15 protein-coding genes are annotated in these 12,047 nt (G+C 63.9%); 2 read left to right on the top strand and 13 right to left on the bottom strand.

What is annotated here, in order from left to right; translation table 11 throughout:
• The 3 genes from K728_RS0107800 to pdhA all read right to left on the bottom strand — a co-directional run.
• Positions 1–579, bottom strand: a 579-nt coding sequence (locus K728_RS0107800) for a biotin/lipoyl-containing protein (RefSeq protein ID WP_337587491.1), incomplete at its 3' end; no start/stop codon positions are given.
• Entirely contained in the window at positions 576–1,649 is a 1,074-nt protein-coding gene (locus K728_RS0107795; protein ID WP_019481836.1) for an alpha-ketoacid dehydrogenase subunit beta, read from the bottom strand. The genes K728_RS0107800 and K728_RS0107795, both read right to left, overlap by 4 nt.
• Entirely contained in the window at positions 1,646–2,731 is a 1,086-nt protein-coding gene (pdhA, locus tag K728_RS0107790; protein WP_237715224.1) for a pyruvate dehydrogenase (acetyl-transferring) E1 component subunit alpha, read from the bottom strand. Before pdhA ends, K728_RS0107795 begins: the two co-directional genes overlap by 4 nt.
• 285 nt (positions 2,732–3,016) lie before the next feature.
• Here pdhA and K728_RS0107785 point away from each other — a divergent pair, with 285 nt between their 5' ends.
• On the top strand, positions 3,017–3,460 hold the full coding sequence (locus tag K728_RS0107785; protein WP_019481838.1) for an Lrp/AsnC family transcriptional regulator: 444 nt from the start codon (positions 3,017–3,019) through the stop codon (positions 3,458–3,460).
• 272 nt (positions 3,461–3,732) lie between these two features.
• Here the strand turns inward: K728_RS0107785 and K728_RS0107780 are convergent, their stop codons facing one another.
• The 10 genes from K728_RS0107780 to paaA all read right to left on the bottom strand — a co-directional run bounded on the left by K728_RS0107780 (position 3,733) and on the right by paaA (position 11,585).
• Positions 3,733–4,512 (bottom strand): enoyl-CoA hydratase/isomerase family protein, encoded by a 780-nt coding sequence (locus tag K728_RS0107780; protein ID WP_019481839.1) that lies wholly within the window; start codon positions 4,510–4,512, stop codon positions 3,733–3,735.
• A gap of 42 nt (positions 4,513–4,554) precedes the next feature.
• Positions 4,555–5,307 (bottom strand): anti-sigma factor domain-containing protein, encoded by a 753-nt coding sequence (locus tag K728_RS0107775; protein WP_019481840.1) that lies wholly within the window; start codon positions 5,305–5,307, stop codon positions 4,555–4,557.
• A complete protein-coding gene (locus K728_RS0107770; protein ID WP_019481841.1) occupies positions 5,294–5,863 on the bottom strand; it encodes an RNA polymerase sigma factor in 570 nt (189 codons plus the stop codon). Before K728_RS0107770 ends, K728_RS0107775 begins: the two co-directional genes overlap by 14 nt.
• An 81-nt stretch (positions 5,864–5,944) precedes the next feature.
• Positions 5,945–6,487, bottom strand: a complete 543-nt coding sequence (locus K728_RS18825) for a class F sortase (protein ID WP_443110944.1) — start codon at positions 6,485–6,487, stop codon at positions 5,945–5,947.
• Positions 6,488–6,746: 259 nt separating this feature from the next.
• Entirely contained in the window at positions 6,747–7,568 is an 822-nt protein-coding gene (locus K728_RS0107760) for a DUF4397 domain-containing protein (RefSeq protein WP_019481843.1), read from the bottom strand.
• A 107-nt stretch (positions 7,569–7,675) separates the two neighbouring features.
• Entirely contained in the window at positions 7,676–8,848 is a 1,173-nt protein-coding gene (gene paaE / locus K728_RS0107755) for a 1,2-phenylacetyl-CoA epoxidase subunit PaaE (RefSeq protein ID WP_019481844.1), read from the bottom strand.
• On the bottom strand, positions 8,849–9,388 hold the full coding sequence (paaD, locus tag K728_RS0107750) for a 1,2-phenylacetyl-CoA epoxidase subunit PaaD (RefSeq protein ID WP_019481845.1): 540 nt from the start codon (positions 9,386–9,388) through the stop codon (positions 8,849–8,851).
• 14 nt (positions 9,389–9,402) lie between these two features.
• Positions 9,403–10,227 carry a 1,2-phenylacetyl-CoA epoxidase subunit PaaC gene (gene paaC, locus K728_RS0107745; protein WP_019481846.1) on the bottom strand — a complete coding sequence of 275 codons (825 nt, stop codon included), beginning with the start codon at positions 10,225–10,227 and terminating at the stop codon, positions 9,403–9,405.
• A complete protein-coding gene (paaB, locus tag K728_RS0107740) occupies positions 10,224–10,571 on the bottom strand; it encodes a 1,2-phenylacetyl-CoA epoxidase subunit PaaB (protein WP_019481847.1) in 348 nt (115 codons plus the stop codon). The genes paaC and paaB overlap by 4 nt, the downstream gene beginning before the upstream one ends.
• Complete coding sequence (gene paaA, locus K728_RS0107735; RefSeq protein ID WP_019481848.1) at positions 10,572–11,585, bottom strand: 1,2-phenylacetyl-CoA epoxidase subunit PaaA; 1,014 nt, start codon at positions 11,583–11,585, stop codon at positions 10,572–10,574.
• 212 nt (positions 11,586–11,797) lie between these two features.
• Between paaA and K728_RS0107730 the strand changes: the two genes are divergently transcribed.
• Positions 11,798–12,047, top strand: a 250-nt coding sequence (locus tag K728_RS0107730) for a PadR family transcriptional regulator (protein WP_024476342.1), incomplete at its 3' end; no start/stop codon positions are given.

The following is a 12,047-nucleotide window of genomic DNA, read 5'->3' as shown; positions in this document are numbered from 1 at the left end:
CAGGCCCGCATCACGGGCCAGTTTTCGGACCAGCGGTGAGATGAAGAGCGGCGCAGCACCAGTCGCGGCGGTTCCCGAGGGTGCAGCGGTCTGCTGCTTTGGCCGCCGCCGGCGCCCGGAGGTGAGTCCGCCGGGGGTGCCATAGCCGATCAGGACGTTGCCCGATCCTTCATCGGCAGCGGGAGCCTCAACCGGCTCCGAGGGTTCGGGCGGGGTGATTCCGGCTCGTTCTTCTTCGCGGTAGGTTTCCTCGGCGACCGTCGGTGGCACCTCGCCCGTCGGCTCGGCCCCGCTGGGGGCGCCTGCAGGGCGCACCGAGATGAGTGGCTTGCCGACGTCGATGGTTTCACCGGCACGACCGTGAAGTTTCTCGACCACACCGGCAAAGGGTGACGGCACCTCAACCACGGATTTGGCGGTTTCCACCTCGGCGATGGTCTGATCCACCACCACGACGTCACCCTCGGCAACCAGCCAGTTCACCAGCTCCGCTTCGGTAAGTCCCTCGCCCAGATCGGGGAGGTTGAAGACCTGAAGGGCAGTGCCCGGCGCGGGTGCGCTGGTGGTCATAGCACTCATGCCTGATCCTCCCACTGCAGTTCGTCAACGGTGTCCAGAATTCGGTCAACACTTGGTAGAAAGAAGTGTTCCAGCTTCGGCGATGGGTACGGGACATCAAACCCCGTGACACGCCGAACTGGGGCCGCCAGCGAGTGGAAACAGCGTTCCTGGATGCGCGCAACAATCTCTGCCGCGACCGAGGCGAACCCGGGCGCCTCAGCAATCACCACGGCCCGGCCGGTCTTGCGGACACTGGCGCACACGGTCTCGTCGTCGAACGGGACGATGGAGCGCACGTCGATAACCTCCAGCGAACGCCCCTCCTCCGCCGCGGCTGCCGCTGCGGCCATCGCCGTGGGTACCGAGGGGCCATAGGCGACCAGGGTGGCGTCGGTACCCGCCCGCGCAACGACTGCCCGGCCGATGGACGGTGCGCTGGAGGAGGACTCGAAGTTTTCCCGGAGTTCCTCAAGATCCAGCACCTCCTTGGACCAGTACAGTTTTTTCGGTTCCAGGAAGACGACCGGGTCCGGGTAGCGGATGGCTTCACGCAGCATGGTGTAGGCGTCCCGGACTGTTGCCGGGGCCAGGACCGTCAACCCAGGCGTGTGGGCATAGTAGGACTCCGACGAGTCGCAGTGGTGTTCAACTCCGCCAATGCCGCCTGCGTAGGGGATGCGGATCACGATCGGTAGCTTGACCTTGCCTTTGGTGCGGTTCGGCATTTTTGCGACGTGGCTGACTACCTGTTCAAAGGCAGGGTAGGCGAACGCGTCGAATTGCATTTCGACCACCGGGCGCATCCCGTTCATCGCCATGCCGACGGCCATCCCCATGATTCCGGCCTCGGCCAGGGGGGTGTCAAAGCACCGGTCCGTGCCGAACCGGGCGGTGAGCCCGTCGGTGATCCTGAAGACCCCACCCAGCGCCCCAACGTCCTCACCAAACATCACCACCGATGAGTCGGCAGCCATGGCATCGGCGAGCGCAGCGTTGAGGGCCCTGGCGAAGGTGACCGGCTGGGCGGTGGATCGTTCCGCCTGCACAGTGGTGGCGTCGTCCCGCAGGCGTTCAGTGGTGTCGGTCATGGTGTCACTTCCTCGGCGGAATGTTCCCGGCTAAGTTCCCCGCGCAACAGTTCGGCTTGTTCGCGCAGCTGGCTCGTCTTCTCCGTGAAGACATAGTTGAACAGATCGTCAGGGTCGACCACCGGATCCGTATTGAGTCCGTCCCTGAGGGTGGCCGCCATGGCCTCGGCGTCCGCCGCAATGCGGGTCTCGCCGTCGTCGTCGAGCAGGTTCAACCCGCGCAGGTAGGTGCGCATCCGGCTCAGCGGATCCTTGGGGATCCACTTCTGAACATCGTCCGGGGAACGGTAGCGGGAGGGGTCATCGGCATTGGTGTGGGCCTGCATCCGGTAGGTGTGAGCTTCGACCAGGGAGGGGCCGCCGCCGTCGCGCGCCCGGTCAACCGCCGCGCCGAGGACTGAGAGCAGGGCGGCGAGGTCGTTGCCATCCACTCGCTCGCCCGGCATCCCGTACCCGATCGCCTTATGCGCCAACGACGGCGCGACGGTTTGCGACTTCAGGGGCACCGAAATGGCGTACTCGTTGTTTTGGATGAGGAAGACCACCGGGACGTGGAAGACCGCCGCGAAGTTCAGGGCCTCGTGGAAGTCGCCTTCGCTGGTGGCGCCGTCGCCGCACAGGGCAAGCACCACGGTGTCCTCGCCCTTCAATTTGGCCGCATGAGCGACCCCGACCGCATGGAGTAGCTGGGTCGCGAGGGGCGTGGCCTGCGTGGCGACCTTGTGCTCCAGCGGGTCGTACCCGGAGTGCCAGTCACCGCGCAGCAGCGTGAGAACTTCGAGCGGGTCCACACCACGGGTGATCACCGCGACCGTGTCCCGGTAGGTGGGGAACAGCCAGTCCTGGCGATCGATGACGACGGCGGCCGCCACCTGGCATGCCTCCTGGCCGTGGGATGAAGGGTAGACAGCCATCCGGCCCTGTCGTACCAGGGCATTGGCCTGATCGTTGATGCGACGGCCGATGACCAGTTTCTGGTACGCGCCCAGCAGACGACTGCTGTCCGGAAACGGGTAGGAATCGTTCGGGACCTTGACGCCGTTCGGGTCCACCAATTGGACAGGAACCGCCGAGGGAAGCATTTCGGCGTCCTGTCGGTCCGAGGTGTCTGCCGTGCCGTGTGCGAGTTTATTGCCGCTCGAGATGGTCATCTCCGCCTCCGTCATACCGCCCACTGGGGCGGCGGTTAGCTTGATCCCGCGAACCCGGATGTCGCCGAGCACTGGATGCTGTGTCATCCAATTATGAACTTCGGTTCCTATTCGTATCCACCAAACGGTAAAGTTCCAGACTGATGCTCATTTAGTCCCCAAATTGGTGGACGGATTGTAAATGTGAGCTGCGTTACGTGGAAAGGTGTAGACAAAATGGTGGATCAGCCGTTGGACGAGGTGGACCGGAGAATTCTTGCCGAGCTCACCAGGGATGGCCGCCAGTCGGTCACCGTAGTGGCGGAAAGGGTGCACATCTCCCGTGCACACGCCTACTCCCGTATTGCCCGACTCACGGATTCGGGAGTGCTGACCAAGTTCACTGCGCTGATTGACCCGATCAAGGCAGGACTGCGGTCATCCGCCTACGTGACCCTCAAGGTCCAACAGCATGCCTGGCGGGAATTGCGTGAACAGTTGCGGCTGGTCCCTGAGATTCACCACATCGCACTGGTAGGCGGGGACTTCGACGTCATTCTGTTGGTGCGGGCTGAAGACAATGTGGGGCTGCGCCGGGTCATTTTCGATCAACTGCAGTCCATGCCAGGCGTGATGGACACCCAGACGTTCCTGGTGTTCGAGGACATTGACACTCGCTGACCCGGGCAGGCGCGCAACCCGGGGTGTCTCGGGGGCGCTGGGTGGTGTGGCCAAGGGGCGGTCTCTGACTGGTGGTGACATCCCGTTCTGAATGTCATCCTCCCCCATGAGACGCTGCGAAACCGCTCCTTGGCCACACCACCAGTAAAAGTCATTGCCTCAGGAAAATACTTTGAATTCGCCATTGTTTCTAAATGTTTCCCGAAAAGTTATAAACTTTTTGCATCCAAACACACTCGCCGGGGCCGGACCGTTCTCCGTGCGGGCGGCGGTCAGCCATTGAACACGGGTTTGCGCTTCTCCTGAAAGGCAGTGAACCCTTCCGCGTAGTCGTCGCTGCGGCACAACTCGCCCTGTGCAACGTTTTCCGCACTGATTGACTCCCAGAGCCCCAGTCGCCGGTCGCGGATGCCAGCTACCAGTTCCTTCGAGGCGCGGAAAGCCCCCGTTGCACCGGAGGCGACCCGCTGGGCGGTTTCGCGGGTGCGCGGCAGCAGATCTTCGGCGGGCATGACCCGGCTGAACAGGCCGGCGGCGACGGCGTCAGCCCCACTCATGAGCTCGGCCGTATAAATCAGGTCCAGGGTGCGGTGGGCGCCAAGTCGTTCGGTGAACAACCAATGCCCGCCCGAGTCGAGGGTCGCTCCAAGATTGGCAAACGGTGACCCGAGTTTGGCGTTTTCGGCGACGTAGACCACATCGGTGGCGACCAGCAGCCCGAGCCCGACGCCGAGGCAGGCACCATGGGCGGCCGCAAACGTCGGGGCGGGGAAGCCTGCCATCTTCTGGAGCAGGGGTGTCACCAGCCCCTCCAGGTAAGCGACGGCGTCGTCGGTCTCAGGATGGACATTTGAAATATCGCGTCCAGCGCAAAACGCCCGGCCCTCGCCGCGCAGCAGCAGTGCCCGCACCGTTCCGTCGGCCGCGGCTGCGGTCGCTTCGTCGTAGGCCCGGGACAAGCCACCGAGTGCGTCTTCATCGAGCGAGTTGAGTTTGGCTGGAGCGTTGAGCACAATTTCCGCGACGTTGTTCTCAATGGTCAGATCAATCATGGTCAATGCCTTCCGGTCTGGTGCCTCCAGCCTAGCGGTGACCTACCCGACTTCGGCTTCCAGCGTGCCACGCAGGACGCTCACTCCTGAGTGCAGCGGGTCACCGTCGAGGGGCTCATCAGAGACGTCGACGATCGGGAAGGCCACAAGGTCCACGTTGTCGGGGATCACCAGTGAACTGGTGCCTCCCCCGATCACACCGAGACTATACATTTGCTGCAGGTCTGGTGCGATCAGCCAAACTTCCTGATATCCGTCGGCCTGATCCTCGGTCACGGTGATCTGCAGGGTGCGCACGCCGTCGTCCGACGTAAACACACTGGCGCTGCCCCCGGCGGTGAAGCCAGCCAGCGGGTCCAGCTGGCTTTGCGCAACCAGATCCGGGGCGGCTTCCGCTCGCACCTGCTGAACCGCCCACACAGCTCCAGCACCGGTCAAGACTCCGGCGGTGACGGCGGCGATCAGGAATTTCGGGGTGAAGGTCCGCTTTTCCGCCCGCAGCTGTGACAACTCGGAGACCGGAGTGGCGTCCTGAACCGGGGAGGGCGACGTCAGAGGGTCAGTACTGAGTGCAGGCTGCAGGCCCAGTTCCTGATGAATAGCAGCCCACACCTGCGAATCCGGCGACTCCAGCGGCGCCGCGGTGATATCGCCACGAGCGGCAAGCACCACGCCGTTCAGCTCCCGCACCTCACTGGCACACGCGTCGCACCCATCGAGGTGAACCTGCGAGTCTGTATCCAGTGGTTCGTCCAGGGCAGCCATGCTGAGGGTTCCCGGGTCAAGGTGTTGCATTCCAGGTCTCCAATCGGCTGCGTAGTTGGGTGAGGCTTCGGCGAATATGGCTCTTGACAGTGCCGAGGGGCAAATCGAGCCGGGAAGAAATTTGTTGGTGCGTTAAGTCTTCGTAGAAGGCGAGCCGAAGGATTGATTGCTGCGGTTCGCCTAAAAGTTCGAGTTCTGAATTGAGCACCACCCGGTTGGCGACGCTCTCTATCTCGTCGGCGCCCCTTTCCTGCTCCCTCGGACCGCCGACGGTGTGGACCCGCTGCACCAGGCTGTCAATCTTTTGCCGGGCAGCCTGGGCATCGGACACCAGGTTCCGGCTAATACCAAGCAGCCACGCAGGGAGGCTCCCCGCGTCGGGGCTATACCCTGAACGAAAGCGCCAGGCCCTGACAAATACTTCCTGGGTGACATCGGCGGCTGCTGACCGGTCTCCCAGTGAACGAAGCGCCACCGTGAAAATCAGTGGCGCAAAACTTCGGTAGGCAAGGGCGAGGGCGTGCTCATCGCCCGCTGAGAATTCGACGTCGCGCTGTGGTGTCCACTCATGGCCTGGAGGTGTCAACTACTCTCCTTACGCCGCGGCCGCGTCTCTTATCCCCCCCGCTGGGCATCCTCTCCGCTGGGTCGCTGCATTCTGACCCGTTCAGAGCGGGGAGGCCGTCAGCACAACATTATCCTGATAATCATCCTTGTCTACTAGCCAGTCTCCTCCGCAGGTAATGATCACCAGCTGATGTTCCCCATCACGCTGGAAAATTTCCGAGGTGTTCAGGGTTGCCTTCGGCTCGTGTCTGACGCCGGTCACTTCATATTGCACCGGCTCCGCGTTCTCGCGACCGACGGTGATCAGGGTGCCTACCGGCACGTTCTTCAGCTGGGTAAAGGGCATCACTTCCGTCCCAATGTCGATGTGGGCCGCGAGAACGGCGTTGCCCGCTGCTGACCCCGGCGCCGGGCCATAGCGATACCAGCCCGCCTCATAGAAGCTCTCCGGTATTTCCATTTCGTTGTCCTCCTCAATCCCGACGTCGATGACGCCGACCTGGATGTCGGTGCCTGCGATATCCAGTGAAACGGGCGACGGCGTCGCCTCCGCCAGAGCGCCGGTGGCCGGGCGGATGGCAACCCCCGAGGTGACGACGTCGCTCNTCGCCGGGAGGTCGACGTCGTCGGGCGGTGCCTGCACGGTCGCCGATCCCGAGGTGGGGGCGGTGGCCGGGGTGGTGGCTGACTGCGCGTCAGGAGTAGGTGACTGGGCAGCTGGCGTGGCGCACCCGCCAGCGAACAGCCCAAAAGATGCGGTCAGGAGGACGGCTACGGAACGACAGGATTTGCGGGGCAACGGCTTGAGCTTTCAACGGGTCCGGTCAAACGGACTGCTTAGAGGGTGACAGACAGGTGGGCAGGGTAAGGAACGAGAGGGGCCCCACCCTGCCCACACTGGCTTATTTGTCGGCGCGGGCGGTCCGGACCCGTGCGGCGACCGCTGCACCCGAGAGGAGCACCAGGCCGAGGGCCCCAGCTCCGATGATGGCTACGGTGTTGTCCTGAGCTGGACCGGCCTGGGCACCGGGTACAGCTGCGGGGTCGGAATGCAAACCCTCGATGACCTGGGTGGCGAGGGCGAGATTGCCGTCCTCAAGGCTTCCCCAGGCATAGACGATCGTCGCGGTGCCTTCGCCGAGGGTCAGGTCTGCTGGACCGATGACCGGATCAGTGGTTCCGGTGGCAGCAACCGAGGCGGAGATGGTTCCTGGATCAGTGGTCAGGGTCGCTTCGTCCGGGTTGCTGAGGTTCTCAACCACTACCGCGTCGCCGGCGAGGACGTCGACAGCTGGGGCGGCAGCGGTATGGCGGACGGTCAGCCGTGACTGTCCGGCCTCGACCGCTGAAACGTCATTCGTGTAGAAGTTGGCGGTCGGGGCGCCCTCGGCATCGAGGTTGGCCGTGGCCGTGTAGTTTCCACCCGCCGCGAGGGTCACCGCCACTGGACCAATGACCGGTGCGCTGGCGTCTGCGGCATCGGCAGCTGTCACAGCCAACTCGTAGTCACCTGCCGGTAGGTTCAGGGGTCCGGCAAGTTCACCGGGGGTAAAGTCGTCGAGGGTCAGGTCACCGTTGACATAGACGTCGACCGTGAGATCGGGGACAGCGTGCAGAACTGACAATGAGGCCGTATCGGCGGTCTCGGTGGCTACCGCCGGGGCGGCAACCGAGACGGCGCCGAGCACGGCGACAGCACCTACTGCATAAAGACTCTTTCGCATTTTCTTGCTCCTCACTCGGGCCCGGGTGGGCCACCAGATGCTTACACCCGGTACTACCGTCGGCGGGGGCTCTTTGGATGCAGCAGGAGCAGATTTTCTGGAAAGACTCAGGCGTCGTAGTCGACCGATACTGCGTCACTGGTCGGCCGGGACTGGCAGGTGAGGACGTAGCCCTTCTCTATTTCGTCCGCCTCCAACGCGTAGTTTTCTTCCATTTCAACCGTGCCGGTGACCAGCTTGGCACGGCAGGTACCGCAGACCCCGCCGGCGCAGGCAAAGGGCACATCCGGCCGGACCCGCAGCGCCGCGTTGAGGATCGATTCCCGCGCGTGGGTGGGGCTGGTGACCTGGCCTTGCAACCCGTCGAGGTTGAACGAGATGGTGAAGTTCTCGCCGCCGTCGTCGGCACGGACGGGGCGGCCAATCTGGCCTTCGGGACGGGTGGGTTCGCCGGTCGAGAAAAGCTCAAACCTGATCTTTTCGGGGGCGACGCCGCGCTCCCCCAGGGTGTCGCGGCACAGCTGGACGAGTTCAAAGGGGCCGCAGAGGAACCATTCGTCGACGTCGTCGGTCCGGATCACGGTGCCCAGCAGTTTTTGCAGCTTGTCCGCATCGATCCGTCCGCTGAGCAGCGGGGAGATACGCTGCTCGCGGGACAGCACATGGTGCAGCGCGAACCTGGCCGGATAGCGGTCCTTCAGGTCGGCGAGCTCCTCCAGGAACATGACGTCCATGGCGGCCTTGTTGGCGTAAATCAAATCGAAACGCACGGAGGCGTTCGCGGCGAGGACTGTTCGGGCGATGGCGATCACCGGGGTAATGCCTGAGCCGGCAGCCACTGCGACGAAAGTTGTTTCCCCGGCGACAGCCAGATTTCCCTGCAGGTCCTCGGGCCGGTTGAGCTCGTTCATCTCGTGCTTCGAGATGAACTGGCCCATGGGGCTCATCACGTCGAGCCGGTCACCGGCCTTCAGCGACTCGTTGGCCCAGCTGGAAAACACGCCACCGAGATCCTTCTTGATGGCCACCCGGATCTCGCCGGGCACCGGTTCGGCACAGATGGAATAGCTGCGCCGCACCTCCACCGGGGCGCCGTCGACGTCGAGCGTGGTGCGTAGCGCCACGTACTGGCCCGGGAGGTAGTTGTACTTGTCGGCCAGGTGGTCGGGGACGGCGAAGGTCACCTCGATGGCGTCTCCGGTGAGGCGCCGGACCTCGGCGACGGTGAGCTCGTTGAAGGCCGTACGGCGCTGGGTGGATGGGGCTAGCTTGACGGCCATTTAGAGCACCTTGAAGTAGTCGAAGGGTTCCTTGCAGTCCTTGCAGACGTAGAGCGCCTTGCAGGAGGTGGAACCGAAGCGGGTGAGTTCGCGGGTATTCAGGGAGGAGCATTGGGGGCATTTCACGCTGAGACCCACCCTGACCGGGCCTGCCGCGGCCATCCCGGAGGGCGGGGCGATGCCGTACTCGTCGAGTTTCGCTTTGCCGGCGCTGGTCATCCAGTCGGTGGTCCAGGCCGGCGCGAGCGTGAGTTTGACCGATACGTTCTGATACCCGTGGCCGGCGAGCGCGCTGGTGACGTCGTCGCGGATCGCATCCATAGCCGGGCACCCCGAATAGGTGGGAGTAATGGTTACGGTGATGGCGCCGTCGTCGTCGATCTGCGCCTCGCGGAGGATCCCCAGATCCCCGATGGTGAGGACCGGGATCTCAGGGTCCACCACAGTGGCGGCGATGTCCCAGACCTTCCCGGCCTCGGCACCGGCGGGCCGGTGGGCGGTGTTGGTACTGGTGTTGACTCCAGATGTATCAATGCTCACGGTTGTCGCCTCCGTTACCAGGTGGCGCCGGGGTGCTCGCGGGCGAGTACCTGCATTTCGGCGAGCAGATAGCCGAGATGTTCGCTGTGTTTGCCGTGGCGTCCGCCGCCGACCGCGGCAGGCACCGCAGGAATCTCGAGTTCGGCCTCAGCGAACAGGGAGGCGAGAAGGGAATCAACCGGTGCGCGCAGCGTGCTCGGGCGAACTGCCGCGTCGCCGAGCGTGTCGATGAGCTGGTCGTCGCCGAACAGTTCCTCCACATAGGGCCAGGTCAGTTTGAGACCGGCAATCATGCGGCGGCGCGACTCGTCGGTGCCGAGGGCCAGGCGGAGAACCCACTGGCTGCTGTGGTCGCGGTGGTAATCCACCTCTTTGACGGCCTTCGCCGCGATGGCGGCGAGGGTCGGATCGGTCGAATGCATCAGCCGCGAGTACAGCTCGAACTGGTAGTGCGAGACCACCAGTTGGCGGGCGATGGTGCGGGCGAAGTCGCCGTTCGGCTGCACGAACAGGTGGGCGCAGCGGAACTCCGGTTCGCGCCGGAAGTAGGCAAGATCGTCCTCGGTCTTGTCCAGGCCGTGGCCAGCGTAGCTGAGGAAGGAACGGGCATGACCGATCAGGTCCAGAGCAATGTTGCCGAGGGCCACGTCCTCTTCCAGCTCCGGTGCCCGCGAGATCCACCAGCCCAGCCGCTGGGCAAGGATCAGCGAGTCGTCGCCGAGACGCAGCGCATATTCCGCGACGTCGGTGCTCGGCTTCAGGTCCGATGCGGCAATGTCCTCCGGGCGCAGCGCGTTGCCCGGCGTGATGCGGGTGGCGCTGGTGTTCGATTCGCTCACAGGTGCTTCACCCCATCGCTCTTTGTGTAGTACGTGGCATGCCGGTAATCCTTGCCTTGCGGGGATTCAAAGAACTGTCCCTTGGCATCAGGGTCGCTGGTAATAATTGACGACGCCGGCACCACCCACAGGCTCACACCCTCGTTACGCCGGGTGTACAGATCACGGGCGTTGCGGACTGCCATTTCGGCGTCGGGCGCGTGCAGCGAACCCGCGTGCACATGGGACAGACCGCGTGATGAGCGCACAAACACCTCCCACAAAGGCCAGGGCTGGCGTTTCTCGGGAGGCAATGGAGCCGGCGCTGTCGAGCCGTCGTCGCCTGTTGTTGAACCGCCGGTCATCTAGGCCGCCTTCTGCTGTGCTGTTGCTGCCCGCTTGTCGGCGTAGGCTGCCGCTGCTTCGCGAACCCAGGCGCCGTCTTCGTGGGCTTCCCGACGGCGTTCCATCCGCTGGGCATTGCAGGGCCCCCGACCGGCGAGGACTTCCTTGAACTCGTTCCAGTCCAGTGGGGCATGCTCCCACTGCTGGGTGTCTTCGTTGAACCGGATCTCGTCATCTGGGAGGGTCAGGCCGAGCACCTTCACCTGCTCGACCATCATGCCGACAAAGCGTGAGCGCAGTTCGTCGTTGGAGAACCGCTTGATGTTCCAGGCCATCGACTGCTTGGAGTTCGGCGAATCGTCGTCGGGTGGGCCGAACATCATCAGTGACGGCGCGTACCAACGGTTGACGGCGTCCTGGGCCATTTCCTTCTGGGCGGGGGTGCCGTTGGCCAGTTCCAGGAGGATCTCGAAGCCCTGGCGCTGGTGGAAGGATTCCTCCTTGCAAATCCGCACCATGGCACGGCCGTAGGGCCCGTAGGAGGCGCGGCAGAGGGGCACCTGGTTGGCGATTGCGGCGCCGTCGACCAGCCAGCCGATGGCACCCATGTCGGCCCAGGTGACGGCCGGATAGTTGAAGATGCTTGAGTAGCGGGCCTTGCCGGCAATGAGGTCCTCGGTCATCTTGTCCCTTGGCGTGCCGAGGGTTTCGGCCGCCGAGTAGAGGTACAGGCCATGGCCTGCCTCATCCTGGACCTTGGCCATGAGGATGGCCTTGCGCTTCAGCGACGGTGCGCGGGAGATCCAGTTGGCTTCAGGCTGCATGCCGATGATCTCGGAGTGGGCGTGCTGGGAGATCTGTCGGGCGAGGGTCTTCCGGTAAGCCTCGGGCATCCAGTCGCGGGGCTCGATGCGGGAGTCCTCGCTGATGAGCCGTTCAAACTGTTCCCGGCCAGCTCGCTCGTCCTCGGATTCAGTCCTTGCCTCGGACCTGTTCCCGGACGGCATCTGGTCAACTGCTGGTGCTGTTGCCATGGTGGTCACCTCACTGTGAGCGTCAAAAGTACGCGGGGTCGGCCGCAAATTAATTACCGACCGTTCGTTCAGGATATCGGGAGGGTGGCCGGACAGTCAACAGCCACCGTCAGCCTGCCGCCCCCACCCGCGGCGCCACCCACTGTGCCTCTCCGCGCTCGGGTGTGCTGGACTAGGTAGACAGGCTGACTAGTTAGTGCAACTATGTAGTCATGAGCGACAGACAATGGCCCAGCGAGTGGATGAGGGGAGCCTTAGGCATGAGCGTCCTCAAGGTCCTGGAGGCCGGACCCACCTACGGGTACGCGATCGCCACGGCGCTGGAGAAAGCGGGACTCGGCTCGATCAAGGGTGGCACGCTCTACCCGCTCCTCACCCGATTCGAGTCGGCCGACCTGGTCACCACCGAATGGAAAGCGGGCGACGGCGGCCCGGGCCGTAAATACTTCTCACTCACCGACG

The sequence above is a fragment of the Arthrobacter sp. CAL618 genome, from assembly GCF_000468215.1.
GTDB lineage: Bacteria > Actinomycetota > Actinomycetes > Actinomycetales > Micrococcaceae > Arthrobacter_D.
Note: the sequence above shows the minus strand (reverse complement) of the source record. Positions and strands in the feature narration are given on the sequence as shown.